Here is a 26,992-nt window from a genome sequence, read left to right as displayed (position 1 = left end):
AAGGGGAATTGATATGGAAGATTCAGAGTTCTTGAATGAACTTCGCCAAATGGTAATGCGGCGCGGAGAAACCTCCAATCTTGTCGACACAATCGCCTTCGTCTCAGAGGTCGCTGAGCGTTTGGAAGAAGACCCCGTTTTCGGCGAATTCATCTTGGCCGAAGATTCAAGACAGGGCGCCAAGAATAAGCAGATAAAGCTCCATGGATTTACAGATATCGATGAGTCCGATGGAACACTTTCCATGGTTATCGGGCGCTGGATAGATGACGATGAACCAGCAATCCTGACGACTGCTGATGTGGATCAATTGCGCGGATGGCTAGAGAACTTTGCTGCAGAGGCTCTGGATGGCGGATTGGATGAGAAAATCACGGAGTCAAGTCCAGCCTATCAACTAGCAAGCACCCTGCGAAGGAAGCGCGCGTCCATTTCCTGTATTCGTCTTCATATTTTTTCAAACCAGCCTCTTAGCCGTGCCTACAAGCGCGAATCCAGATCTGAAGTTTGCGGTACTCAAACGGAAATCCACATTTGGGATCTCCAGCGCATCAAAGCACTCTATGAGTCCTCCCGAGAGCGGGAGATGCTGCAGATAGATCTGGACGAATTCGGATCAACCGGCATCGCGTGCATCGAGGCATCAAGAGGCGAAGGACTTCAATCCTTCCTTTGCGTTATCGAAGGGAACCTCTTGGCTGATCTTTTTGATCGTTACGGCAGCCGCCTCTTGGAAGGCAACGTTCGATCATTCCTTGGCATGAAGGGCGGGGTAAACAAGGGCATTCGGAAAACCATCCAAGATGCACCACACTTGTTCTTTGCTTACAACAATGGCATTGCAGCCACTGCGGCATCAGTGACACTTGATTCGATCGGATCGACTGCCAGGATAATGAAAATCTCTGACCTGCAGATCGTCAACGGTGGCCAGACCACAGCGAGCATCCTACGCGGCAAGAAGCAGGATCGGCTCAATCTCGCGGGTGTGAGCGTGCCCATGAAGCTTACGGTAGTTGCGAGCAACGACGCGCATGATCTCATCCCGAAGATAGCCGAATTTGCAAATACACAAAACAAGGTGGCAATTGCGGACTTCTTTGCCAACCATCCCTTCCACCGCAAGATGGAGGAAATTTCAAGACGTCTCATGGTTCCGGCGCGCACTGGCATCCGCGTGCAAAGCAAGTGGTTCTATGAGCGCTCTCGCGGGCAATACCAGAACGAGCGACTTTATCTTTCGAAAGCAAAGAAAGATTCCTTTGACCTGCAGTATCCGTCCGACCAAGTGATCAACAAGACAGATCTGGCCAAGTACGACAACGTACTGCATGAAAAGCCATATTGGGTGAGCCTTGGTGCCCAGAAAAATTTCATGAAATTCGCAACAAAATTCTCATCGAAAGGTGACCAGACGGAAGCACAACGATGGGAGGAATTGAGCCCTGACTTTGGCGATACCTATTATCAGAATATCGCTGCAATGGCCATACTATGGAAGGCTGGCGAGACTACGGTGTCCGCTGCAAAGGGGCAATGGTACGAGGGAGACTACCGTCCTCAGATTGTTGCCTATGCATGGTCATTTATATTCCATGCACTTCGCAAAGCGGGTCGTGAACCTGACTTGAAAAAGGTCTGGGAACAGCAGGAAGCAAATCAAGGCTTTTTGCAGGTTTTCAAAAGAGCGGCGGTTCTCGCGCAACGCACCCTTCTTGAACTGCCAGAGGGATCATCCAACGTCGGTGAGTGGGCGAAAAAGGAGTTGTGCTGGGGCAAGCTTTCAGCCATTCCATTTCGATTGGATACAACAGCCATCGAGTGGTCAATTGAAAAGAACGAGCACAAATCAAAAGCACGGGATGCACGACAGCAAGGAATTCAGGACGACGGAATATCTTTGCAACAGCAGATCCTGATGAAGGCAGAGAACGGATACTGGCAAGCACTTATGGAATGGCGCAGTATTGAAATCCATGTTTTTGGGCCGGACTTGGATTTGCTTCGCCGTGCATCCTCACCCGGAACCGCAGTCCGCCTGGCTACTGGCCGGGAATGGAAGCGACTCCGTGAAATCAGTGATCGATGTGAGGCTGAAGGTTTCCGACACCACGAAAATGTAGTTGGACAACCCTAGTTCGACCACCATTTCCACTTCTGAAATGTTGCATGCAGTACTGCGCGGATGAGTAAGGCGGCGCTACAAGACACATTGAATCAACGCCTCAGGAAAAGCATAGCGGCTGTAGGCCATCGTATGGACAGCATTTCCCATTGACTTTGTCGGCCCGTGATCCCATCCTGGCACGTCCAACAAGGCTCCATCCCAGCTCCATGTCCATCAAAGTAGTAGACATCTTCGCCGGTGCCGGTGGCCTCGGCGAAGGCTTTTCCGCGTTCAGGAACGAACAGGGTGAACAACCCTTCAAGGTTGTGCTTTCTGCCGAGATGGATGCACACGCCGCCAAGACCCTGCGCACGCGGGCTTTCTTCCATCAGTTCCCTTTGGGCCAAGCTCCTGACAGCTACTACGCCTATGTTCGTGGCGAAGTTCTGCAGCCATGGACGGAAGAAACCCGGGAGCAGTGGGAAGCCGCTTGTTCCGAAGCACACCAGCTGACACTTGGAGAAGATGACGTCCGGCTGGATCAGTTGCTCAACGAGAAGATCGGCACCAACGCCACCACGCCTTGGGTGCTGGTGGGCGGCCCGCCGTGCCAGGCCTTCTCACTTGCTGGCAGGTCCCGCAACGTCGGGATCAAGGACTACGATCCGGCCAAGGATCACCGTCACTTCCTGTATCGACACTACCTGCACATCGTTTCGAAGTACCAGCCTGCCGTTTTCATCTTGGAGAACGTCAAGGGCATGCTGTCATCACGTGTGGACGGGAAGCGAATGTTCCCGCGGATCATTGCTGACCTGAAACAACCCGGTGGTCCTGATGGCCCGAAGTATCGGGTTGTCCCTGTCGTCAGACATTCCGGCTTCGAACCGGAAGAACGTGACTTCCTTCTTCGTGCCGAAGAGCTGGGGCTACCGCAGGCGCGCCATCGTGTTGTCCTGATGGGCATCAAGGAAGATATCGCCCTTCCCGAAGACGCGCTTCTTCAACCGGGCAAGGCCGACGAGGTAACTGTTGCCCAGGCACTGAATGGGCTACCCAAGCTTCGTAGCCGCCCTACAGACCATCAAGTCCGAACTTGGTCCGAGACGGCATCGTTGATCTTCTCAAAGGTTGCAAAAAAGGCCAAGAAGCTTGCCCCAGCTGTCTCCGGCAAGCTCCTTGCGGAAGCTGAAAAGCTGAAGTTCAGCTCTTTCGACCCTGGACTCGGCGGAAACTATGTTTCTGATGCCGCCACGCGTTGGTCAAACGAATGTTCATTACCGGATGACCTTTACACGTGGCTTGTAGACCCCGCGATCGCGGGCACACTCAATCACTGCACTCGAGGCCATATGACTGCCGACCTTGAGCGCTATGCCTATGCCTCTGCTTACGCGCATGTCACGGAACGCGCTCCTCGCGGCCCTGCCGAGTTCCCTGAATCGCTTGCCCCCGTCCACAAAAACTGGGCCGAAGGAAAGAAGTTTGTGGACCGTTTCAACGTGCAGTGCATGGATGGACCAAGCTCCACCATCACCAGCCATCTGGCAAAGGATGGCCACTACTTCATCCATCCCGATTTCACCCAGATCCGCAGCCTGAGCGTCCGCGAAGCAGCCCGCCTGCAGACCTTCCCGGACAACTTCTTCTTTGAAGGTCCGGCCGGTGCGCAGCGCAAGCAGGTCGGCAATGCCGTGCCCCCCTACTTGGCCCGCCAGATTGCCTCGGTCGTCTTCGCTGCGATCAACGGCACTGCGTCAGACAAGGAAGCTCCGGCAAGCTGACTGAAACTTTCATTGCCTTCAACAAACGCCACTACCTTCTCCAAGGCAGTGGCGTTTTTGTTCTTCAACGCACATTCCCACACGGCCAACACCCGCCACCCCATCGCCAGCAGCTGTTCGATCTGCCGGGCATCACGCGCGGCATTGGCGGCCAACTTCTGTTCCCAGAATTCGGTTCGGGTAGCCGGTATACGGAAGTAGCGGCAGCCCTGATGGGCGTGCCAGAAGCATCCGTGCACGAAGATCACGGTCTTCCACTTGGGCAGCACGATATCGGGCCTGCCGGGAAGATCCTTCGCATTGAGCCTGTAACGGAAACCGCGTGCATGCAGTGCCGTGCGCACCTGCAGTTCCGGCTGGGTGTTGCTGCCCCGGATGCCGCGCATCATGCGCGAGCGCTGCTCCTGCGGCGTCTCGACCGGTCTGGATTTGGTTTTCTTCTTCCTGGGTGCAGGCTTCATGTCTGCATGGTGCAACGCTGCAACCTCCCCTTCCACCCACCGGGCCACTTCCGCAGCCCGGCAGGTGCAACGCGCGTCAGTCGCGGGGGGTGAAGATCGGGGTCAGGTAGTCGGTGCTGCCTTCGATGCGCTCCAGGTGCGGGTAGCGTAGGCCATCGATGTAGGTGATGGGCAGGCTGCGGTAGGTGTCCATTTCCTTCACCAGCAGGCTGATCGGCTGCTTTGCGTCCTTGGCGGCACGCACGGCGTCTTCCAGCTCTTCGCGGCTGTACTGCAGGCCGTTGATGGCCACGAGCTGCATGCCGGGGCCGATGCCGGCGTTGAAGGCGGGGCTGTCCCAGCGCACATCGCCAACCTTGCCGCTGCCATCGACGGTGAAGCCGAGTGAGTAGGTGAAGTTGGCACCACTGCCCTTGCTCATGGCCTTCTGGTAGGGGCTGGGCGTGTCGCGGTAGACCAGCTTCCAGCCGCTGGCTTCGATGCCGCCGGTCAGGCCGATGCGGCCTTCGACGCGGTCGCGCAGGAAGGTGTTCCAGTCGCCGCTGGGCTGCAGTTGTTCCAGCGTGGCCACCACGTCATCGAAGGTGTAGGTGGACGGGCGTTCCCATTCCCCGTCGTTCTGACCGAAGAAAGTGCGGGCGAAGTCATCCAGGCTGACCTTGCCGCCGCTGAGAGTGCGCAGGCGCACGTCGGTTTCCAGCCACAGCAGTTGGCCGCCCTGGTAGTAGTCCTCGCTCATCTGGTAGCCGCGGTACGGTTTCGGCTTGCGGCGGGCGATGACCGGGTCGTTGGTGGTATCGCCCATCGAGCGCCATTCCAGCCCCGGGCGGTTGTCGGCATAGGTGGCTGCGACCAGGGCCAGGGCATCACGCGAGGGCGCCAGCGGGCGCAGGCCGGCACGGGCAGTGAGCACGTTGCCCCAGTACTGGGTCTGGCCTTCGTACACCCACAGCAGGCTGCCCTGCATGGGCACGTTGTAGTGCGGGGTGGTCAGATCACGCGGGCGGCGGTACTTGCCGTCCCAGGAGTGGGCGTACTCGTGGCCGAGCAGGTCGGTGCTGCCGATCTTTTCATCCCAGCTGCTGAAGTAATCGCGGTCTTCGGTGTTCTCGCTGGAGCGCTGGTGCTCCAGGCCGATGCCGCCAAGCTGGCTGGTGACGGCAAACAGAAAATCGTAGTGGTCGTAATGTTCGGCGCCGAACAGCTTGCGGGTCTGCTCGATGAGCTGGCGGTGTTGCTGGAGGTGCTCGGGCTTGGCTTCCAGATCGCGGGCGCGGTCGGCAAACACGTTCAGGCGCACCGGGCGGCTGCCTTCAGGTGAAAGCGCGATGGTGCGGCTGTAGCGGCCGGCAAACACCGGCGAATCCACCAGCACTTCCAGGTTGGTGGGCACGTAGTGGACGGTATCGCCCTGGCGGCGGGCCACCGGCAACGCACTGGCGGCCTGCCAGCCGGCCGGGTAACGCACGCTTGCGGCGTAGGCGATGGCATTGGCGGCATGGCCGGCCGGGTACAGCACCATCGCGTTCCACTGCAGGTTGAGCAGGTTGGGCGTCATCACCGTGCGGCCCTGCGCCGGGTCGGTGGGGCTGAGGAACTGGTAGTCCATCTGCAGCTCGCTCACGCCTTCGGGCACACGCACGTTGAAGGTGTACACATCCAGCGGGTCACGCTGCCATTGCAGGCGCTGGCCCTTGGCGGTGATGACCAGGCCGGCGAGTTTTTCGATCTGGCCGGTGGGCGAATGGTTGCCCGGCAGCCAGGCCGGGTAATGGAAGCGGCGCTCGCCGACGCTTACCGGCACGGTCTGGCGCACGGAAAACACGCGCTGGCTCAGGTTGCTGGCATCGATCTCCAGGGTGATGGTGCCCGGGTAGTCAGCGCTGCTGATTTCCACACCGCGCGCATCCACCGTTACCGGCAACGGTGTTGCCATTGCGCCAGCTGCCGTGATCAAGGCCACTGCCAGTACCGTCCACCGCATTGCGCGCATCGTGCTTCCCCGGGAATTTGGAATATCGGCCATGGTGGGCCGACAGGCGGGCGCGGCGCATGGGTCAATCGGCATGGCCCTGTCCGGATATGACCGGCAACGGCAAGATGGTTTCATCGCTCAACCGGCTCACTCGCATGCCCGCCTTCCTGATCCCCCTGCCCGGCTGGCAGCACACCGCCAACACCGCCACCATCGCCTTGCTGCAAAGCTGGGGCGTGGATTGTGCGCAGGACAGGCCGATCCCCGTGGCCGGCATCATCCTGCAGCCCAAGGCCGAGCACCACCTCACCCTGGCCAATACGGCGCTGGTGGCCGAGCTGCAGCGCGCGTTGCGTGGCGATGTGCACGCCTGGCTGCAGCAACGGTGGCAGGCCGGGGATACCCGCATCCTGCCCACCGGGCAACTGACCCTGCTGCACAAACGCCCGGACCGCGCGCCCCATGGCACTGGTAGCTGGAGCCTGGTGGAGGCCGTCATCGTGCCCGGCCAGGAAGCTTTCACGCGCCAGCTCGAACACCGCCTCGGCCGGCAGCTGCCGCGTCCGCCGGCCCATGTCACTACCCATGTCGCGGGCCGGCTGCTAGGCATCGGCCTGCCGCGCACTCGGCTGTTTTCACGCTATGCCGGTGCCGCCGCGCGGGCGGCCAAAAGCGCCGATTCAATGACCCCCATCGCGCCACGGGCGGGCACTTGATCACATATTGTCCAGTTGGCCGTTAAGAGCTTTCCCACATGCGGTACAGATGGCCGGCTACCACACACATGGGGAATGTCCGATGTCGCATCGTCTTACCGTGTTGTCTGCCGTACTCGCCACTGTGATTGCCGGCCCTGCCCTGGCCCAGTCCAGCATCCAGTTGCCGCTCCAGCCGATCCTGATTGATGACACCGTCAGCAACGAGGAAGCCCAGCTGCAGGCCAGCCTGGACCTGGAAGAACGCCGCCTGGCCCCGCAGCGCGCGGCTTTTGTGCAGCACTTCCGCACCGCTTACCACCAGTACCCGTCGATCCCGGCCGGCACCCTGGAGGCACTGGCCTACGTGCAGAGCCGCTGGATGCACATGCTCCCCGAGCATGACTCGCAGGAAGAGGCGCACAACCGCATGCCGGCGGCCTGGGGCGTGATGGGCCTGTACCACGGTGAAGGTTTTGCCGACCAGGTCAGCGAAGGCGCACGCCTGCTCGGGGTGAGCAGCGACAAGGTGCGTACCGATCCGCTGACCAACATCCTGGCTGCGGCCGCCCTGCTCGATGCGCAGATCAAGCGCGACCACCCGCAGGCCGGCAGCGCGCGCACGATCAAAAGCGCCGCATTGAGCCCGGAAGCGATCCGCCCGGCCCTGGCACGTTATGCCGGTTACTCGGCCTCAGCGCTGGCCGGCGGTGAAGTGGACAGCTTCGCCCGCAACAGTTTTGCCTATGACGTGCTGCTGGCCCAGGACCGCGGCGTGAATGACCGCGGCATTGTGGTGCCCGAGCGTGCGATTGCCTGGGAAAACGCCTATGACGCCAACCAGCTGGTGGCCATGCGTGCGCCGATGGTGCGCCTGGATGTGGCCAGCGACCGCATCGAGATTGATGGCTACGCGGTGGACCCGGTCAACGAGACCCTGACCTTCAATGGCAATGCCAGCCCGGCCACCAATGTGGGCATTGCCTCCACCGATTACGGCCCGGCGATCTGGAACCCGGCCCATTCGACCAACTACACCGCCTCGCGCAGTGCCGCGGTCAGCGCGGTGACCGTGCACACCACCCAGGGCTCCTACGCCGGCTCGATCAGCTGGTTCCAGAATTCGACCTCCAACGTCAGTGCGCACTATGTGATCCGTTCCTCCGACGGCCAGGTCACGCAGATGGTGCGCAATGCCCACACCGCCTGGCACGTGCGCAACCAGAACAGCTACACCCTGGGCATCGAGCACGAGGGCTGGGTCAACAACAGCTCCTGGTACACCGATGCGATGTACAGCGCCTCGGCCGCCCTGGTGCGCAACTTCTGCTCCAAGTACAGCGCCATCGTCTGCACCAGCGCCTACAAGGGCGCGGCCAGCAGCGGCCTCAACGAGCTGGCCGCCTCGGTCAAGATCAAGGGCCATCAGCACTTCCCGGGGCAGAGCCACACCGACCCGGGCATCAACTGGAACTGGTCCAAGTACTACAACCTGATCAACCCCGGCAGCGGCGGCGGCACCACCCCGCCGACCGGCAGCACCACCTACCTGGACCGCTTTGAAACCAGCGTCGGCCGCTTCACCACCAGCCCCACCTATTCCGGCTCCACCACCGGCATTGCCACCACCTCCACCACCACCCGCGACTGCACCACGCGCAAGAACGGCAGCTGCTCGCTGCGCGTGCTGCTCAAGGACAACACCGCCACCACCGCCAACTGGTCGGTACGCCTGCTTTCGGGCGCCGGCACCCCGGCCAACAACGCCAGCCTGACCCGCAGCAACGGCAAGGTCGGCTTCTGGGTGTGGACTGGCGGCACCGGCATGAGCGTACGGGTGGGCATCGACGACAGCGACGGCACCGAGCGCTCCACCGCCCGCTCGATTCCGGCCAACAGCTGGACCTATGTGTCCTGGTCGCTGGCCGATGCGGCGCAATGGAGTGCATGGAGTGGCGGCAACGGCAGCATCACCGCCGCCAGCGTCACCCTGGACGCAATCTGGCTGGAGCGCGCCAACACCGCTTACGACGTGAACGTCTACATCGACGACGTGCAGGTCGTTTACTGATCCAGGCCGCACACAGGCCCCGCCCGATCCCGCATCGGGCGGGGCTTGTGTGAAATTTCGCTCACAAAAATATCGATAATTGGAAACACACCAACGAATTGTTCTATTTTTGATGTTTCCAAGGTGGCATCGGCTGCGTAACCTGCGCTCCTCCTTTCCCGATTCCGCCCAGAGGCATCCCATGAGCAACGCCTACCTTGATGCGATCACCAAGCGCCGCACGCAGTACGCGCTGGGCCGCAATGTCTCCCAGAGCAAGGACGAAGTGACCGCCCTGGTCCAGGAGGCCATCCGCCAGGCCCCGTCCTCGTTCAACTCGCAGTCCTCGCGTGCCGTGATCCTGCACGGCGAGCAGAGCATCGCCTTCTGGGACATCGTCAAGGAAGAGCTGCGCAAGATCGTGCCGGCCGAGGCCTTTGCCGCCACCGAAGGCAAGATCAACAGCTTCGCCGCCGGTACCGGCACCGTGCTGTTCTACGAGGACCAGGACGTGGTCAGTGGCCTGCAGCAGAACTTCCCGCTGTATGCCGACAACTTCCCGGTGTGGTCCGAACAGGCCTCGGGCATTGCCCAGTACGCGGTGTGGGTGGCCCTGAGCCAGGCCAACATCGGCGCCAGCCTGCAGCACTACAACCCGCTGCCCGACGCCGCCGTGGCCGCCAAGTGGGGCGTGCCGGCCAGCTGGAAGCTGCGCGCACAGATGCCGTTCGGCTCCAACGAAGCCGGCTTTGGCGAGAAGACCTTCATCGACGACGCCACCCGCTTCATCGTTGCCGGCTGATCCAGCGCCGCTGATGCGTGATGCAAAAGCCCCGCCAATGGCGGGGCTTTTTGTTTGTCTGGCGAAAAGCATCGCGCCGGGCGGCGCTCCTACAAAGGCAATCAGGCATCATGGCCTCGAAGCCCACAGCAGCGCTGCCCCAGCCCCTGCAGGAGCGGCTCCAGCCGCGACAAGCCACCCCACAGCACACCCCTGCAGCGGGCCACAACGCAGAAGCATCGCGCCGGGCGGCGCTCCTACAAAGGCAATCAGGCTCGCTGGCCTCGAAAACCCACAGCAGCGCTGCCCCAGCCCCTGTTGGAGCGGCTCCAGCCGCGACAAGCCACCCCACAGCACACCCCTGCAGCGGGCCACAACGCAGAAGCATCGCGCCGGGCGGCGCTCCTACAAAGGCAATCAGGCTGCTGGCCTCGAAAACCCACAGCAGCGCTGCCCCAGCTCCTGTTGGAGCGGCTCCAGCCGCGACAAGCCACCCCACAGCACACCCCTGCAGCTGGCCACAGCGCAGAAGCCTCGCACCGGGCACGTTCCTGCAACAAACCTGTGCCACACCACTCGGCGCAGCACGTGGCAGGGTTACTTCTCCGTACGCCAGTTGACCGAGCCGCGGTTTTCCACCGTGCTCGATTCGACTTCGATGTCAAAGCCCTTGCGCAGCAGGTACTTCAGGGTCAGCACCGAGCCGGAGCCGATCATCGATACGCCGTAGCCCACATAGAGTTTGGGCGTGATGTATTTGCCCACCCCCAGCACCGCGCCACCCAGCGCGCGTGACTGGCTGACACCGGCGTCATCGAAGCCGAGGCGCGCACCGATCTGGCTGGCCAGCAGGCCGCTGCCGGCCGACAACGCCGCCGACGCCGCACTGACCTGGTCCATCTGGTCAGACGAGGCCATCGACAGGCTGCGCCCCAGCACCAGATAGGACAGCGCCTCGGATTGGGACATCGACGGCTCCGACCAGATATCCACCTTGGGCTGCATCGCCCGCCCGGTGACGTAGATGCCGGCCGTGACATCACCGATCTCACGCCGGGCCCGGATCGAAATACGCGGGTCGGAGACCACGCCGTGGTTCCACAGCAGGCGGCCATCGGTGATGGTCAGGTCCTGGCCATAGGCCTTGTAGCGCCCGCCCACTTCCAGCTGGCCGTTGGCGGTCATTTCCCGGCCCGGGCGCGAGATCACCTGCAGCTCACCGGCCAGGGTGCCCTTGAGGCCGAAGCCGCTCATCTTGACCTGGTCGCCCAGGGCGATGGCAAGGTTCATGTCCAGCGGCGAGGAGGCTGCGGTTTCCGGGTCAACCGGGTCCAGCACCACCACATCGTCGGAGGTGGAGGTACCGCGGTCCAGGCGCTCCAGGTCGATGCTCGCCTCGGGCACCTGCACGCTGCCGGTGAGCTTCATCGCCTCGGCATCCAGGGTGAACTGCAGGTTGGGGTTGGCGATGATGCGCAGTTCCGGCGTGTTGGCCACCAGCACCTGCTCACCGGTGATGTTGAGCTGCAGCGGCTGCTCCTGGCCGAACAGGGACAGCCCGCCATCCACCCGCAGCGCGCCTTCGCCACCTGTCTTCACGTTGGCCTGGATGCGCGCACTGCCATCGGGCTGGGCCACCAGCTCGCCACTGCCCTCGCTCAGGTTCAGGCCCAGGGCCGGGAACTCACCGGCAAAGTTGCTCAGCTTGGCCTGCCCGCCGATCTGCGGCTGGCCACGCTCGCCGCGCAGGCTGACATGGCCTTCGAGCAGGCCGGTCGGGCGCACCAGGTCGGCGGAGAACAGCTCCAGCCAATACAGGCGCGACATGTTGAGGTAGATGTCGCCCACCAGCGGCGAGCTGTCCGACCAGCCGGTGGCCACCCGCGCATCGACAAAGCCGTCGCCGACAAAGCCGATACCCACATAGGCATTGATCGCCTGCGGGGTCAGGTCGATGGTGGAGTTGAAGTTGTCATAGCGCACCACCTCGCCACGCGAGTTGTCGCCCAGACGCACGCCGCCTTCGGGGGAGATGATCTTGAACTGGCCAACAAAGGCATTGCCCTGCGGGCGCAGCTGGCCATCGATGGTCAGCTCACCACGCAGATGGGTACGCCGGCCCTCGTTGAGCGGCAACCACGGCTGCACCAGCGACAGCGGCAGCGCATCGCCACGCACGCTCAGGCCGTTGCCCGGCCAGTCGGCGGCAACGCACAGCGCACCACCGGTGGCCGCACCCAGGCAGGCATCGGCCAGACGCAGGCGGCTGCCATCCAGGCGGAAGCTGGCCGGCGCACGCAACGCCCAGGCCGCGCCCTTGGCCGGGTCGATCTGCAAGGCCTGCAGGCTGCCGTCCCAGCCAGTGGCGGTCTGGCCCAGGTTGCCTTGCAGGGCCACCTTGCCCAGTTCGTTGTTGGCGTTGCCGCTCAGGGCCAGCTGCTGCAGGTTGCCGCTGGCATCGAGCTGCACACTGTCCAGCGCCATCCCGGCCTGCAAGGCAGTCGCGCGCAGGGCAATCTGGCCCTGGCCAGTGCGCCACGGCAGCTCGCCCACCAGGCTCAGGCTCTGGGCCTGGTAATCGCCCCAGCGCAGGCCACTACCGCGCAGGTCGGCGCGGATGTCCGGGCTGTCGGTACGCCCGCGCAGCTCCAGCGAGCCGGCCAGGCTGCCACTGCTGCCCGGCAACAGGTCATCCAGCTGCAGCGGCTGCAACTGCGCCTGCACATCGATCTGGCTGCCGACCTTGCCCTTGGCCTGGACATGGCTGTTGCCCAGCGACAGGTCGATATCACCCTGGGCCTGTTCGCCCTCCAGCTGCAACGCGGCCTTGGCCTGCAGCGCACGGCCACGCAGCTGCCCATGCAGGCGCGGGATGTCCACGTTGGCCTGCAGGATGCCCGGCTGTGGCGGGGCGGACGGATCAGCCGGCAGCGTGGCCGGCTGGCGCGAACCATCGGATACCACCTGGCCGGAGACCTTGCCGTCCCAGCCGGGCAGGAAATAGCCCGGGTCAAACCCGTCCAGGTCGGCCTTGGCCTCCCAGGCCAGCACCGGCTCCCAGCCGACCTTGCCCTCGACAGTGGCCTTGCCACCCGGGGTGGTGGCCACCAGTTCCTGGATGAAGGCGCCGCGCTGGCTGCCACGGGCGTCGATCTTCAACGCCGCCTGCTGCTGTTCGCGGGCAATGTCGGCGGTGCCATACACCGCCCAGGCATTGGCGGTACCGGCCACACCGAGCAGGGCCTGGCGCAGGAACACCGGCACCGGCGCAGCGTCACCTTCCGCTGCCGGGGTCCAGTTCAGGCCCTGCAGTGACAGCGACAGGCGGAACGCCGGGTTGCTGCTGTCACTGAAATCGGCGGTACCACGCGCACCGATGGTGCCGCCAAAGGCCTGCACCACCAGCGGGGCCACGCTCAGCACCTGGTTTTCGATGGCGATGTTGGACGGGGCCAGCACGATGTCCTGCTCGCCCTGCTGCACCCGCCCCTGCAGGCGGGCCTTGCCACCCTCGCCGCGGGCACTGAGTTGCAGCGACAACGGCGCAGTTTCCGCCGCGCCGGGCAACCAGTGCCCCAGTTCCAGCTTCTCGCCCCGGGCAAAGGCACGCCAGGTCGGCTGGTCACGCCCTTCCAGGATCAGCATCGCGTGCACCGGCTGCGGCGCATGCCCGGCCAGAGCCACTTCCATCCGGTCCAGGTCGCCGCGCATGGCCAGGCCCAGGCGCGCCTGCCCGCCGTCAGGCATCGGCACCAGGGCGCGCGCCACCAGGTCGGTGTCGTAATCCTTGCGCGGGTTGTAGTGGCCTTCCAGCAACAGGTCGCCCATGTCGGTGTTGGCCTTCAGCGCGGTGGCGCGCAGCTCGCCGTCGGCCAGGGTCAGGCCGCCGCGCAGCTTGTGCACGGTGACCATCGGCTCGCCGAGCTGGGTCACCCGCAGGTTGTCCACGGCGATGGTGTCGGCCTGCAGCGACAGGGGCACTTCCAGCGCGGGCAGCACATCGGGCCAGCGCGGCAGTTCAAAGGGTTCGTCGCTGGGCGGGCCCAGTTCCAGATGGGCATCGCGCAGCTGCAGCGCATCCAGGCGCAGCTTGCGCCCCAGCAGCGGGCGGATGTCCGGGTCCAGATAGGCCTGGCCGGCGCTGAAGCGCAGGCCGTCGTACATGAAATCCAGGTCATGCAGGATCAGCGGCCCGGCCAGCGGGCCTTCCAGCCTGGACCAGGTCAGGCTGGCTTCGGCGGGAAGACGTGCCTGCACCTGGGCCATCAGCACTTCGCGCCCGGCCACGGTCTGCAGCAGCCAGTAGGCGGCGATCAGCACCACCAGCAACAGTGCCACCACGCCGATGCCGGTGCCGATGGCGGCCTTGCGCAGGCGGGCGCGGCGGCGGGCCTTGAGTTCGGCCAGGCGCTCGCTGCGCTCTTCCGGGCTCATGTCCTTGACCGGCTTGGCCTCACTCACAGGTCCGCTCCGATGTTCAGGTACAGCTGGAAGGAGGAATCCGGGTCATTCAGGCCACGCGCGATATCCACCCGCACCGGGCCGACCGGGGATTTCCAGCGCACGCCCAAGCCGACACCGGTCTTCAGGGCGATGCTGTCGTCAAACGCACTGCCGGTATCGACAAAGGCGGCCACGCCCCAAGGGCCGGTGCCGAAGTAGTGCTCGTATTCGGCGCTGGCCACCACCACATGCTTGGCACCCAGGGCAAAGCGGTCCGGTGCCGGGGTGCGCGGGCCGATTTCGCGGAAGGCATAGCCACGCACCGAACGGTCACCGCCGGCGAAATAACGCAGGCTCGGCGGGATGGCCAGCACATCGCTGGTCCAGGTGGTGCCACCCTCGACCCGGCCGATCAGGCGGTTGTTCTGGCCGATCGGCAGATAGGCACGGGCCACCGCGTGGGCCTGCAGGAAACTGGCATCGGCACCGACACCGCCAATGCCACCACGAACGGTGGCCGAACCACCGTAGCCACGGCGCGGGAACATGCGGTCATCGACATTGACGTAGTCGGCGGTGATCTGCGGATAGAACAGGGTGCTGTTCTGGTACTGCAAGCCTTCGTAGCTGTCACCGGAGCTGTAGCGCCAACGCTCGTCCAGCACGTTGAGCGAGGCCACCACGGTGAGGTTTTCCGAGACCTCGCCACTGCGGCTGGCAATCAGCTTGTAGTTGCGCAGGTCGATGTAGTCGGTCTGCTCGTCATACACCGACGCGCTCAGTGCATACCAGCCATCGAGCCAGCGGAAGGCCGGCACCTTGTAGCTGGTGAGGAAGCTCTTGCGCTTCTGCGCGTAGTCCAGCTGGGTGTTGAGCTTGTGCCCGCGGCGGTTGACGTAACGCCGCTCCACCCCGCCGCGCACACCGGCGCCACTTTCGGTGCCGTAGCTGACACCGGCGGTGTAGATGTTGCGCTTGGCCAGGGTCAGGGTCACATCCACCGGCACTTCATCGTTGGGGTGGTCCCAGGCCTCTTCCGGACGCGGCTGGATGTCGATGACGCTGAAGTAATCCAGCTTGGTCAGCGACTCGCGCAGGCGGTCCAGCTTGCCTTCGTGCCAGTAGCTGCCCTGCTCCCAGTACACCAGCGGCTGGAACAGGTCATCGCGGAAGTAATCCTGGTGGAAGCGCACTTCACCGATGTTGTAGCGCAGGCCGGAATCCCAGCCCAGGTCGATGTCGGCCGCATTCTCGGCGCGGGTCACCGAAACCTGGCGCTGGGTGAAATCAGCATCGAAATAGCCGCGCTCGTTCAAGCGCCGGGTAATGGTGACCTTGCTGGCTTCGTAGGTGGTGTGGTCGAAAGCCTGGCCACGACGCGGCGAGAAGGCGGCCAGGTCACGCTGCAGGTACTGGTCGTCCTCGCCGGGGCCAACGATGCTGATGTTCTCGCGCCGCACCCGCACCGGCTCGCCCTTGTCCACGTGGATCTGCACCACGATGCTGTCATCGGTGCGCTGCGGGTCCACCCGGATCACCGGGTTGTAGTAACCGAACGGTTCCAGTGCCTGACGGGTCTGGCGCTCGGCCTGGTTGAGCAGGTATTCCAGACGCGATTCGCCCTGCACCTTGCCCAGCACCTGGTACAGCGACAGGGAGACCTCGATGTTCTCGATGATTTCCGCGTCATCGCCCTTGTCCAGGCCCTGGATGCTGACTTTCTCGATCGTGCCACGCGCCCAGGCCGGAACGGACAGGCTGGCAAGGACAAGGGCGGCGAGGAAAACGAATCGACTGGGCTGCATCGGGCCAGCATAACCGGGGCACAGGGGCATACAAAATGCACGCCGGTGCCGATATGCAAGGTGAAGGGCGTGTCACAAAAACATCAGCCAGCGCCGGATACAACACGGCCCGCTTGCGCGGGCCGTGTTGCTGCACGAAGGAGCGATCGGCTCAGTTGGACAGGTGCTCGATCGCCGCCACTGCGCCCAGACGATCACCCAGCGCCTTGAGCAGGGCCAGACGGTTGCCACGCAGGGCCGGGTCTTCGGCATTGACCATGACGCCGTCGAAGAACGCATCCACCTGCGCACGCAGGCCGGCCAGACGGGTCAGCACGGCCACGTAGTCCTTGCTTTCCAGCGCGCCGGCGGTGTCGGCCACGGCCGCAGTGACGGCTTCGGCCAGCGCCGCTTCGGCCGGCTCGCGCAGCAGGGCCGCATCGATGCCTGCGGCAATGGCGCCGTCCTCGGCCTTGCGCAGGATGTTGCCGATGCGCTTGTTGGCCGCAGCCAAGGCTTCGGCTTCGGGCAGGGCAGCAAAGATGCCGATCGCCTCGATGCGGCGGTCAAAGTCGTACAGCGAGGCCGGCTTGAGCTCGGCCACCGCGTTGAAGTGGGTGGCCGGCACGCCCTTGTCGGCGTAGTAGCCCTTCAGGCGGTCGATGATGAAGTCATACAACTCGTCGAAGATGCTGGGATCGAACGAAGCTGCTGCAAAAGCACCACCTTTTACTTGTACGCCCTGTTTCTTAGCCTCTGCCGCCGCCTTCAACTGCGAATTGGCCTGACTGTTTACGATTGCGAACTTCGCCTCATTGATTGCCTGCTCCAAAAGCTTACGCAGGTCCAGGTCATACCCGGATTCGATCAGGGTACGGGCCAGGCCCAGGGCGTTGCGGCGCAGGGCAAACGGGTCCTTGTTGCCGGTCGGCTTCAGGCCGGCGGCAAAGCCACCGGCCAGGGTGTCGGCACGTTCGGCAATGGCCAGCACCTTGCCCAGGGCCGAGGCGGCGATGTCATCGGCGGCAAAACGCGGCTGGTAGGCCTGATCGATGGCCAGCGCGACATCGGCATCCTCGCCTGCGGCCACGGCGTAATGGCGGCCGGCAATGCCCTGCAGCTCGGGGAACTCGCCGACCATGTAGGACTGCAGGTCGTTCTTGGCCAGCTGCGCGGCGCGCGCGGCCTTGGCCGCATCCACGCCCACCTGCGGGGCGATGGCCTGGGCCAGGGCGGCCACGCGGGCCACCTTGTCGGCCACGCTGCCCAGCTTGGCCTGGTAGGTCACCGTGGCCAGGCCGGCACCCATCGCTTCCAGGCCCTGCTTGAGGTCTTCGTCGAAGAAGAACTTGGCATCGGCAAAGCGCGGACGGATCACGCGCTCGTAGCCCTTGGCCACCTCGGCCACGTCCTTGGACTCGATGTTGGCGATGCCGATGAACTTCTCGGTCAGCTTGCCCTCGGCCGAGAGCACCGGGAAGAACTTCTGGTTGATCTCCATGGTCTCGATCAGCGCTTCCTGCGGCACGGCCAGGAATTCGCTCTCGAAGCGGCACAGCACCGGGGCCGGCCATTCGCACAGGTGCACCACCTGGGCCAGGTTGTCCTCGGTGATGCGGGCCACGCCACCGGCGGCGGTGGCCGTTTCGGTGACCTGGGCGACGATGCGCTCACGGCGCAGCTCCACATCCACCAGCACCTTGGCACCGGCCAGGGCGTCGACGTACTCGCCGGCCTCGCTCAGCCAGACCTGCTTGTCGTGCATGAAACGGTGGCCACGGCTGAAGCGGTCGCTGCAAAGGCCCAGCAGCTGCACCGGCACGATGTCCTTGCCGTGCAGCACCACCAGCCAATGCACCGGACGGGCGAAGGCGTGGGTATGGGCACCCCAGCGCATCGGCTTGGGGATCGGCATGGCGGCGATGGTTTCGGCCAGGATTTCCGGAATCAGGGCCGCAGTGGCCTGGCCCGGCTTGACCGAGCGGGCGACGAAACGCTCACCCTTGGCGTCGCTGGTGCGTTCCAGCGCAGTCCACTCGACCCCGGCCTTGGCGGCAAATCCGGCCAGTGCCTTGGTCGGGTTGCCGTCGGCATCCAGACCGATGTTCAGATACGGGCCCAGCACTTCGGAGTGCTGTTCCGGCTGCTGGGCGCCCACGCCCGGCAGCAGCACGGCCAGACGGCGCGGGGTGGACAGCGGCTTGGCAGCGCCACGCTCCACCACCACACCACGCTTTTCCAGGCCGTTGACGATGCCGTCAAAGAACGCCTGGGACAGGCCCGGCAGCGCCTTGACCGGCAGCTCTTCCACGCCCAGTTCGATCAGAAGCGGTTTGTTCTCACTCATATGACGTCCTTGCGCGTCGACATCAGGTCACCGCGCCCAGTTTGGGGAAATACGGAAAACTTCGGGTCCGTGGTGTTCGCCTTGATGTGGCGGCGATGCAGGATGAGCATCACCACACCGGCCACCGGCGCCAGGACCCAGCCGAACAGAAACCAGAACAGGGCACTGCGTTGATGGCTCATTGCCCAGGCCGCCAGGCCCAGGCCGAACAAGAAGTTCACATAACCGACGCTGGCCCAGCCCGGGTCGATGCTCATTACTGAGCCTCGCCCTTGGCGGCTACGGCTTCGATGCGCTTGGCCTCGTACAGCTTGGCCACGGCCATGGCCAGGGTGCGCACGCGCAGGATGTAACGCTGACGCTCGGTCACCGAGATGGCGCGGCGGGCATCAAGCAGGTTGAAGCTGTGGCTGGCCTTGGTCACCTGCTCGTAGGCCGGCAGCGGCAGGCCGGCTTCGATCAGCTTCTGCGCCTCGCGCTCGCAGGCGTCGAAGCGGTGGAACATTTCTTCCACGTCGGCGTACTCGAAGTTGTAGGTGCTCTGCTCCACCTCGTTCTGGTGGTAGACATCGCCATAGGTGACCGGCGAGCCGTCCGGGCCGTAGGTCCAGACCAGGTCGTAGACGTTGTCGCAGTTCTGCAGGTACATGCACAGGCGTTCCAGGCCGTAGGTGATCTCACCCAGGACCGGCTTGCACTCCAGGCCACCGGCCTGCTGGAAGTAGGTGAACTGGGTCACCTCCATGCCGTTGAGCCAGACTTCCCAGCCCAGGCCCCAGGCGCCCAGGGTCGGCGATTCCCAGTTGTCCTCGACAAAGCGCAGGTCGTGCACCAGCGGATCGATGCCCAGCGCCTTGAGCGAATCCAGGTACAGCTGCTGGATGTTGTCCGGGCTCGGCTTCATCGCCACCTGGTACTGGTAGTAGCGCTGCAGGCGGTTGGGGTTTTCACCGTAGCGGCCGTCGGTGGGGCGGCGCGAAGGCTGCACATAGGCCGCATTCCAGCTTTCCGGCCCGATCGAGCGCAGGAAGGTGGCCGGGTGGAAGGTACCGGCGCCCACTTCCAGGTCCAGCGGCTGGATCAGCACGCAGCCCTGTTGTGCCCAGAATTCATTGAGGGTCTGGATCAGGCCCTGGAAAGTGATCGGTACGCGGGAAGTGACGGACATCGGCCGGCTTGTCAGTTCGTGTGGATTGCCCAGTATAACGCCGCACTGCCGCACCGCCCTGCGCTGCGCAGCCGGGCCCGGGGCCCGTCCACCGAGCGCGGCGTGCTCATACCCAGCGCTTATCAGGCCATGCAGGCAGGGCATGTCCACGCCGCGGCGGCAATCGCGCCAGCCCTTGCCGGGCAAGGCTTGCGCCAGAATCGGCAAGGCCGCACCCGCTCGCCGGCGCCCCGCCCTGGCCAGAGTGCGCCGGCAAGCGGCTTGCAGCCCGGCGCCGGGCACGGCACAACAGGGGCGAACCCACCCGCTGTTGATTGCCCATGGCCGCCCCGCTGCTGATCATCGAAACCGGTAAACCGCTGCCCTCGCTCAACCGCTACGGCGGCTTTGCGCACTGGATCCGCGTGGCTGCCGGCCTGTGTGTGCGGCAGACCCGGGTGGTGGATGTGACCGCTGGCCAGGCTTTGCCGGCGCTGGCCGAGGTGTCCGGGGTGGTGATCAGCGGTTCGGCCGCCTATGTCACCGACCGCGCCGACTGGAGCGAGGCCACCGCCGCCTGGCTGCGCCAGGCCGTGGCCGCCGGCCTGCCGGTGCTGGGCATCTGCTACGGCCACCAGCTGCTGGCCCATGCCCTGGGCGGCGAAGTGGCGTTCAACCCGGCCGGGCGCGAGTCAGGCACGATCGCCCTGACCCTGCATGCCGAAGCGGCCGATGACCCGCTGTTTGCCGGCCTGCCGGCGACCCTGCCGGCCCATGCCACCCATCTGCAGACCGTGCTCACCCCGCCGCCGGGCGCCACCGTTCTGGCCCAGTCCGCGCGCGACAACTGCCAGGCCTTCCGCATCGGCGAGCGCGCCTGGGGCGTGCAGTTCCACCCGGAATTTGCCACCCACCACATGCGCGGCTACCTGCGCGAGCGCGCCGAGTGCATCGCCCGCCATGGCGGCGATGCGCGCCAGCTGGCGCGCCAGGTGCATGCCGCCCCGCAGGCCCGGCACCTGCTGCGCCGCTTTGTGCGCCAGACCCGCCTGGCAGCGTGAGCCGGTTCCGACGCCGCGCTGGAAAACGGCGATAATCAACCGGCGCCGGCACGACCGGCGCCCCGTTGATCGAAGGACGTATGACTGATATCCGCAAGGTGCCGGCTTCAGCCGGTGCACGCTGGCTGATGGCCGGCTTTGATGTGTGGCGCAGTGCACCGCTGCGGCTGGGACAGCTGGGCATGCTGTTCGGCCTGGTGGTGATGCTGGGCGTGAGCCTGTCCGCGTTCAACCCGGCCCTGGGCATCGTGCTGCAGCTGCTGATCCTGTTCGCGGTGCCGGTGATGATGGGCGGCCTGATCTGGGCCGTGCGCGAGGCCGAACACGGCCGCCTGCCGCGCCCCGGCCACCTGCTCGAAGGCACCCGCCAGGGCCGCCTGCCGCACCTGATGCTGGCCGTGCTGCCCTACTTTGTCGCCGGCATCGTGCTGGGCCTGCTGCAGCTGATGCTGGTGGGCCAGGAAGGCGTGCAGCGCTGGCTGGAAGTGCAGCAGGAGCTGCAGCAGATCAGCCAGAGCGGCGAACAGGTCAGCCCGGAACGGCTCAACGAGCTGGCCGCCACCCTGCCGGTCTACCGCACCCTGCTGTGGATGGCGATCAGCCTGCTGACCACCCTGGCGGTGGCCCTGATGCTGGCCCTGATGCTGCCGCAGGTGATGTTCGAGCAGCGCAGCGGCCTGCAGGCACTGGCTGCCAGCCTGCGCGCCGGGCTGAACAACCTGCCGGCAATGGTGGTGCTGTACGCCAGCGTGCTGGTCAGCCTGGTGGCACTGAACATCGCCGCCTTCATCGTGTTGCTGCTGCTGTCGCTGATCCTCGGCCCGGCGCTGGCCCTGGTGCTGATCCTGATGCTGTACACCGGCACCCTGCTGCCGATCCTGGCCGGCGCGGTATATGCGGCCTGGAAGGACCTGTTCGCGGTCCCCCCGCTGCCGGGCCAGGGCAGCGATGCCCCGCGTGCCGGCACCGCCCAGGACGTGTTTGAAGCCTGAGCCCGGTACGCGTTGCCGGCATGAAAAAACCCCGGCCAAGGCCGGGGTTTTTTGTTGCTGCCTGGCGCAGGCGGGCGCTCAGCCGGCCGCGTCGCGGGTCTGTGGCCCGGGCAACAGCCAACGCGAGGCGTGGATGCCGATTTCGTAGAGCAGGCACATCGGGATGGCCAGCATCAGCTGCGAGATCACATCCGGCGGGGTGACGATGGCGGCCAGCACGAAGATGCCGACGATGGCGTAGCCACGCGCTTCTTTGAGCTGGGCCGGGCTGACCCAGCCCAACTGCACCAGGATCACCATCGCCACCGGCAGCTCGAAGCTCAGGCCAAAGGCCAGGAACAGGGCAATCACGAAATCCAGGTAGGCCCCGGCATCGGGCGTCACCGCAATCACATCGGCGCCGAAGCTGGTCAGGAAGTGGAACACCGCCGGCAGCACCAGGAAGTAGGCAAACGCGCAGCCGGCGTAGAACAACAACACCGCCGAGGCCAGCAACGGCAGGGCCAGGCGCTTTTCGCGTGCATACAGCGCCGGGGCCACGAACGCCCAGGCCTGGTACAGCAGCCACGGCATGCTGATGAACAGCGCGCTGAACATGGCCAGCTTCAGCGGCGCGAAGAACGCCCCGGCCGGATTGGTGGCAATGATGCTCTGCCCGGCCGGCAGCAGCGAGATCAACGGCTCGGCCAGCCAGCCGTAAAGCTTGGCGGCAAACGGCAGCAGGCACAGCAGGATCAGGAAAAAACCGGCCAGCGCGCGCAGCAGGCGGCCACGCAGCTCGATCAGGTGTTCAATCAAGGGCGCATCGGTATCAGCCACCGTGGCGTTCTCCCGGCTTGGGGCTGTCCGTGCCTGGCACGGGATCTTCCAGCGACACGCTGCGCCCGGGCTCGATCACCGGTGCGGCAGCGGCCGCCTCGGCATCGGCCGCCGTGGTTGCCACCACCGGCGCGGCCTCGTTCGCCACCAGCGTGCCCGCAGCGGCGATGGGCGCATCGCTGCTGGCCGGCGCGGCCTGGCGTACGCCATCCTCGACGCTGCCCATCTGCTGCGCGACCTCACTGGCCTGACGGCGGGCGCTGTCGATGCTGCGCTTGAGATCCTCGGCGGCAATCTCACGCTCGAACTCGGTCTTCACCGAATCCCACTGGCTGCGCGCACGCCGCACCCACAGCCCGGTGAAGCGCGCGGCCTTGGGCAGGCGTTCGGGACCCAGCACCAGCAGGGCCACCACGGCGATCAGCAGTATTTCGGAGAAGCCGACATCAAACACGGGCGTGCAACCGCTCAGTCACGCGGGCTGGACTGCTCGGCCTTGGCAGCCTGGTCCTTGGTGGCATCAGCCGCGTCGGTACCCAGCTGCGCAGCCGGCTTGTCGTCCTCGCGCATGCCCTTCTTGAATTCCTTGACCGCACTGCCAAGGTCCTTGGCGCCGCTGGTCAGACGCTTGGTGCCGAACACCAGCAGCACCACCGCCAGCACTACCAACCAATGCCAAATACTGAAGCCACCGGGCATGACGATCACCATCGCTATTACATAGGGTGAACCAAGCATACCCCAGGGTAATTACAAGATCGCCATGACCTGTGGCCTAGGTGTCAGTCCAGGGTCTCGGTACGGATTTCACCCTCGCTGACCGGCTGGAAGCCCTGCTGGGCCGGTTCGGCGGCCGGGCTGCTGTTCAGCGGCGCGGTTTGCGCACCGTCCTGGGCCGGCTGCGGGGCATTGACCACCACCGGGGCCGCACGCGGCGGGGCCACCGTGGCCGAACCCGCAGCGGCGCCGGGGGTGCCATTGCGGTTGCCGTTGGCGGTGTAGCTGGCCTCTTCCAGGCGGTCACGGAAATTGACCACGTCCTGCGACGGAGACTCGGCCAGACGGCCCTCGATGATCATGCGCGGCGTGGTGCCCGGGCCATAGGCCTCCAGGTTGGCCGCATCATCGATCTGCAGCACGGCGCCATCCAGGGCCACGCCGGCAAACAGGCCACGGGCGCGCGACCACGACCAGATCTCGGCCTTGAGCTGGCCATCGGTGGCGGCCGAGGCACTGCGCCCGACCGGGCCGGCGGCCACGCCGGCATCGGCGCCGAGGGTGAACTTGCCGTTGACGATGTTGTCCAGCGAGCGATCGTTGCGGAACACCAGGATCACATCGGAAGACTGCACCCCGGCCTGGAAGCCGATGCTGCCGCCGGTGAGCTTGATGAACACCGGGCTGGACCAGCTGCCGTCGGCGGTCTTGACCGACATCAGGCCGTGGCCACGACGGCCACCGATGACCAGGCCGGCCTTGATCGTGTCCGGAATCACCACCACCGCGCGCGCTTCATCGAGCAGCTTGTCGGGAATGGCCTGTTCGGGAATGTTCTGGATTTCGGCCAGAACACGGATTGCATTGCGCGAGCGCTGGTCTTCCTGCGGGCCGGCAAGCACCGGGGCAGTGGCCGCCAGGGCAGCGGAAAGCAGGATCAAGCGGGGCAGGCGACGCATGGGCCATCTCCAAAAAGTCTGGACTGCAAGATAAAGCAAGATGCCGCAATTGGGCGGTGCTGGATGAATCGCATCCAACCCGATCCGCATGCCCGGCTATCGCCGCCATAGCCACGATCAGTTCGATTGATGGCAGCGGCAATGTCAGAATTGTCCGATGGATACCGCCAATACCACTGTCATCCTCGTCAACCTCGGCACCCCGGATGCGCCGACCGCCCCGGCCGTGCGCCGCTACCTGGCCCAGTTCCTCAGTGACCGCCGGGTGGTGTCGATCCCGCCGCTGCTGTGGCAGCCGCTGCTGCGCGGGATCATCCTGCCGCTGCGCTCGCGCAAATCGGCCGAGAAATACGCCCAGGTCTGGCTGCCGGAAGGCTCGCCGCTGGCGGTGTACACCGAGCGTCTGGCCGGCATGCTGGGCCAGCAGCTGCCCGGGCTAACGGTGCGCCATGCCATGCGCTATGGCCAGCCGGCGCTGGACAAGGTGATGGACCAGGCCGTGGCCGACGGTGCCAAGCGCATCGTGGTGCTGCCGCTTTACCCGCAGTACTCCACCACCACCACAGCCTCGGTGCTGGACGTGGTGCAGCAGTGGCGCCTGCGCAACCAGCTCACCGAGGTGGTCAGCATCAACGACTACCCGGTGCAGACGCAGTGGGTGGAGGCGGTGGCCGGCTCGATCCGCGCTTACTGGCAGGCCCATGGCCGGCCGGAAAAGCTGGTGTTTTCCTTCCACGGCATCCCGCAGCGGGTGGCCGACAACGGCGACCCCTACCCGCAGCAGTGCCAGGCCAGTGCCCAGGCCATTGCCGATGCGCTGCAGCTGCAGCCCGGCCAGTGGGCGATGGGCTACCAGTCGCGCTTCGGCAAGGAACAGTGGCTGCAGCCCTACGCCGAGCCGATGCTGTGGGACATGGCCGAGGCCGGGGTCAAGCGCATCGACGTGGCCTGCCCGGGCTTTGCCACCGATTGCCTGGAGACCCTGGAGGAAGTGGCCATGGGCTTCACCGAAACCCTGGCCGAACGTGGCGCGGCGATGCGCTACATCCCCTGCCTGAACGACTCCCCGGCCCATGCCCAGGCCCTGGCCGCGGTGGTGCGCCAGGCCATCGCCTGATACCTCAGCCGCCCGCTGCCGTTGACACAGGGCCGCCACGCAGGCCCGGCCAACGCCGGTGTGCGGCCGTGGCCAGCAGGGCCATGATGGTGTTCTTGAGCACATCACCGGGCCAGAAGCGCAGGTCGATCATCAGCGCCTGGGCAAGGCCGATGTCCAGCGCGCGCATCAGCCCGGCCACGCCCAGCGGATGCACCAGGGCCAGGCTGCTGCCCAGGCCACAGGCAAACAGGATCAGCGGCCGCGCCGGGCGGCCAGCAGCCATGCACCTCCACACCAGGGCGCCACACAAGGTGGCCACCAGCGGGAAGGACAGCAGGTAGCCACCACTGGGGGCAGCAAAACTGGCCCAGCCACTGGCACCACCGGCAAACACCGGCGCGCCCACCCCGCCCAGCAGCAGGTAGACCAGCGCCACCAGGCCACCGCGCCAGGGCCCGAGCACGGCCCCGGCCAGGATCACCGCCAGCGACTGCAGGGTGATCGGCACCGGTCCCAGCGGCAGCCCCGGCAAGCGCGCGCACAGGCAGATCAGCAGCAGACACAGCAGCATCGGCAACAGGGTCGGGATGATCCGCTTCATGGCAGGCTCGCAGGCACACAGCCGGCCACACTGCCGGGCAATGCCGCCTTCGGCAAGTGCGTTGATGCAGATCATTGCCGCTGCCTGCCGGCCCACCTACTGTGCAAGGCACCGCTACTGCCTGATGCCTGCCATGGCCTGCCCCGCCACTGCCACCGACCTGGTTCTTGACCTGCCCTGGGGCCGGGTGGCCGCACGCCGCTGGGGCCAGGCCGGCGCACGGCCGCTGCTGGCCTGCCATGGCTGGCTGGACAATGCCGCCAGTTTCGACCGCCTGGCACCGTTGCTGGCCGCCCACGGCGGGCTGGACATCCTGGCCATCGACCTGCCCGGGCATGGCCACAGCAGCTGGCTGCCCGGCGCTTACAGCCAACCCGGCCAGGCCGCCTGCGTGCTGGCCGTGCTCGATGCACTGGGTTGGCAGCAAACCACTTTGATCGGGCATTCCATGGGCGCCGGCATCGCCTGCCTGCTGGCCGCCAGCGTGCCCGAACGGGTGACGGCGCTGGTCTGCCTGGACGCGCTGGGCCAGCTCAGTGCACCGGTTGATGCCACCGTGCCGCGCCTGCGCAAGCACCTGCTCAGCTGTCCGCCCGGCCTGTCCAGCACACCCCGGCCACTGGACAGCCCACAAGCCGGCATCGTCCTGCGCCAGCAGCGCAACCAGCTCGATGCCGCTGATGCCGCCTGCCTGGTACAGCGCGGTGTGGTCCAGCGTGACGGCCAGTGGTACTGGCGTTACGACCCGCGCCTGACCGAACCCAGTGCGGTCTACCTGCACGAGGCGCAGGTCCAGGCCGTGCTCGGCGCGATCACCTGCCCGACCCTGCTGCTGGAAGCCGACCCACCCAGCCGTTTCATCGATGCCCAGGCACAGCAGCAGCGCCGCGCCTGCATTGCCCAGCTGCAGCATCGGCGCCTGGCCGGCGGGCACCACCTGCACCTGGGCAACGCCGAGGCCGCCGCTGCGGCCATCGCCGGCTTCCTCGGCGACACCGCATGAGCTGCCATACGCGGCGCTGACTGTTCCATTTTTTCACCCACCGGCCGCTATCTCCCTGATACCTGCCCCACGCTGCGCGGCCTTGCCCGGCTGCGTCCGGGCCGATACCAGCGCTGCGCTCACCGGGCCGTCCGCCCACGCTTTCCTCCCCCTCCCCAGTCCAATCC

General features: G+C 65.2%; 21 protein-coding genes. 9 read left to right on the top strand and 12 right to left on the bottom strand.

All coding sequences use genetic code 11. The annotated features are described in order from the left end of the window. Positions 1-13 precede the first annotated feature (13 nt). Entirely contained in the window at positions 14-2,137 is a 2,124-nt protein-coding gene (locus tag ABB30_RS11090) for an AIPR family protein (protein WP_057638376.1), read from the top strand. Between the two features lie 197 nt (positions 2,138-2,334). Next, complete coding sequence (locus ABB30_RS11085) at positions 2,335-3,891, top strand: DNA cytosine methyltransferase (RefSeq protein ID WP_057638375.1); 1,557 nt, start codon at positions 2,335-2,337, stop codon at positions 3,889-3,891. Here the strand turns inward: ABB30_RS11085 and ABB30_RS15845 are convergent. Next, positions 3,810-4,352, bottom strand: coding sequence for a very short patch repair endonuclease (locus tag ABB30_RS15845; RefSeq protein WP_083489837.1), 543 nt, complete (start codon positions 4,350-4,352; stop codon positions 3,810-3,812). The genes ABB30_RS11085 and ABB30_RS15845 overlap by 82 nt on opposite strands. A gap of 76 nt (positions 4,353-4,428) precedes the next feature. Next, entirely contained in the window at positions 4,429-6,336 is a 1,908-nt protein-coding gene (locus tag ABB30_RS11080) for a M61 family metallopeptidase (RefSeq protein ID WP_057638374.1), read from the bottom strand. Between the two features lie 146 nt (positions 6,337-6,482). On the opposite strand from ABB30_RS11080, the gene ABB30_RS11075 reads away from it, so the two are divergent. The 3 genes from ABB30_RS11075 (at position 6,483) to ABB30_RS11065 (ending at position 9,874) form a co-directional block, all read left to right on the top strand. Beyond that, positions 6,483-7,043, top strand: a complete 561-nt coding sequence (locus ABB30_RS11075) for a hypothetical protein (protein WP_152980710.1) — start codon at positions 6,483-6,485, stop codon at positions 7,041-7,043. An 82-nt stretch (positions 7,044-7,125) separates the two neighbouring features. Continuing rightward, positions 7,126-9,093 (top strand): N-acetylmuramoyl-L-alanine amidase, encoded by a 1,968-nt coding sequence (locus ABB30_RS16665; RefSeq protein ID WP_211263485.1) that lies wholly within the window; start codon positions 7,126-7,128, stop codon positions 9,091-9,093. A gap of 181 nt (positions 9,094-9,274) precedes the next feature. Continuing rightward, positions 9,275-9,874, top strand: coding sequence for a nitroreductase family protein (locus tag ABB30_RS11065; protein ID WP_057638371.1), 600 nt, complete (start codon positions 9,275-9,277; stop codon positions 9,872-9,874). Positions 9,875-10,450: 576 nt separating this feature from the next. Here the strand turns inward: ABB30_RS11065 and ABB30_RS11060 are convergent. From ABB30_RS11060 to glyQ, 5 genes are all read right to left on the bottom strand, one after another. Continuing rightward, positions 10,451-14,287, bottom strand: a complete 3,837-nt coding sequence (locus tag ABB30_RS11060) for a translocation/assembly module TamB domain-containing protein (protein ID WP_057638412.1) — start codon at positions 14,285-14,287, stop codon at positions 10,451-10,453. A gap of 23 nt (positions 14,288-14,310) precedes the next feature. Then, positions 14,311-16,131 (bottom strand): autotransporter assembly complex protein TamA, encoded by a 1,821-nt coding sequence (locus ABB30_RS11055; protein WP_425477407.1) that lies wholly within the window; start codon positions 16,129-16,131, stop codon positions 14,311-14,313. 121 nt (positions 16,132-16,252) lie between these two features. Then, positions 16,253-18,427, bottom strand: a complete 2,175-nt coding sequence (gene glyS, locus ABB30_RS11050; RefSeq protein ID WP_057638370.1) for a glycine--tRNA ligase subunit beta — start codon at positions 18,425-18,427, stop codon at positions 16,253-16,255. After that, positions 18,424-18,684, bottom strand: coding sequence for a hypothetical protein (locus ABB30_RS11045; RefSeq protein WP_057638369.1), 261 nt, complete (start codon positions 18,682-18,684; stop codon positions 18,424-18,426). The genes glyS and ABB30_RS11045 overlap by 4 nt, the downstream gene beginning before the upstream one ends. Further along, a complete protein-coding gene (glyQ, locus tag ABB30_RS11040; RefSeq protein WP_057638368.1) occupies positions 18,684-19,595 on the bottom strand; it encodes a glycine--tRNA ligase subunit alpha in 912 nt (303 codons plus the stop codon). Before glyQ ends, ABB30_RS11045 begins: the two co-directional genes overlap by 1 nt. Before the next feature lie 320 nt (positions 19,596-19,915). On the opposite strand from glyQ, the gene ABB30_RS11035 reads away from it, so the two are divergent. Together ABB30_RS11035 and ABB30_RS11030 are read left to right on the top strand one after the other, a co-directional pair. Then, the gene (locus tag ABB30_RS11035; RefSeq protein WP_057638367.1) at positions 19,916-20,635 is read left to right on the top strand and encodes a glutamine amidotransferase; all 720 of its coding nucleotides are present in this window, start codon (positions 19,916-19,918) and stop codon (positions 20,633-20,635) included. Positions 20,636-20,715: 80 nt separating this feature from the next. Next, entirely contained in the window at positions 20,716-21,627 is a 912-nt protein-coding gene (locus ABB30_RS11030; protein ID WP_057638366.1) for a BPSS1780 family membrane protein, read from the top strand. 78 nt (positions 21,628-21,705) lie between these two features. On the opposite strand, the gene tatC is transcribed toward ABB30_RS11030, so the two are convergent. The 4 genes from tatC to ABB30_RS11010 form a co-directional block, all read right to left on the bottom strand. Then, on the bottom strand, positions 21,706-22,446 hold the full coding sequence (gene tatC, locus ABB30_RS11025) for a twin-arginine translocase subunit TatC (RefSeq protein WP_057638365.1): 741 nt from the start codon (positions 22,444-22,446) through the stop codon (positions 21,706-21,708). Continuing rightward, on the bottom strand, positions 22,439-22,900 hold the full coding sequence (gene tatB, locus ABB30_RS15835; protein WP_083489836.1) for a Sec-independent protein translocase protein TatB: 462 nt from the start codon (positions 22,898-22,900) through the stop codon (positions 22,439-22,441). The genes tatC and tatB overlap by 8 nt, the downstream gene beginning before the upstream one ends. Positions 22,901-22,914: 14 nt before the next feature. Then, positions 22,915-23,145 carry a Sec-independent protein translocase subunit TatA gene (gene tatA, locus ABB30_RS11015; protein WP_057638410.1) on the bottom strand — a complete coding sequence of 77 codons (231 nt, stop codon included), beginning with the start codon at positions 23,143-23,145 and terminating at the stop codon, positions 22,915-22,917. An 83-nt stretch (positions 23,146-23,228) separates the two neighbouring features. After that, entirely contained in the window at positions 23,229-24,122 is an 894-nt protein-coding gene (locus ABB30_RS11010) for a YSC84-related protein (RefSeq protein ID WP_057638364.1), read from the bottom strand. A gap of 157 nt (positions 24,123-24,279) precedes the next feature. On the opposite strand from ABB30_RS11010, the gene hemH reads away from it, so the two are divergent. Next, on the top strand, positions 24,280-25,239 hold the full coding sequence (gene hemH, locus ABB30_RS11005; protein ID WP_057638363.1) for a ferrochelatase: 960 nt from the start codon (positions 24,280-24,282) through the stop codon (positions 25,237-25,239). 4 nt (positions 25,240-25,243) lie between these two features. Here hemH and ABB30_RS11000 read toward each other — a convergent pair whose 3' ends face one another. Next, a complete protein-coding gene (locus ABB30_RS11000; protein ID WP_161808857.1) occupies positions 25,244-25,822 on the bottom strand; it encodes a biotin transporter BioY in 579 nt (192 codons plus the stop codon). A gap of 133 nt (positions 25,823-25,955) precedes the next feature. On the opposite strand from ABB30_RS11000, the gene ABB30_RS10995 reads away from it, so the two are divergent. Beyond that, on the top strand, positions 25,956-26,825 hold the full coding sequence (locus ABB30_RS10995; protein WP_161808856.1) for an alpha/beta fold hydrolase: 870 nt from the start codon (positions 25,956-25,958) through the stop codon (positions 26,823-26,825). The last annotated feature ends 167 nt before the right edge of the window (positions 26,826-26,992 follow it).

The sequence above is a fragment of the Stenotrophomonas ginsengisoli genome (genome assembly GCF_001431485.1).
Taxonomy (GTDB): Bacteria; Pseudomonadota; Gammaproteobacteria; order Xanthomonadales; family Xanthomonadaceae; genus Stenotrophomonas; species Stenotrophomonas ginsengisoli.
Note: the sequence above shows the minus strand (reverse complement) of the source record. Positions and strands in the feature narration are given on the sequence as shown.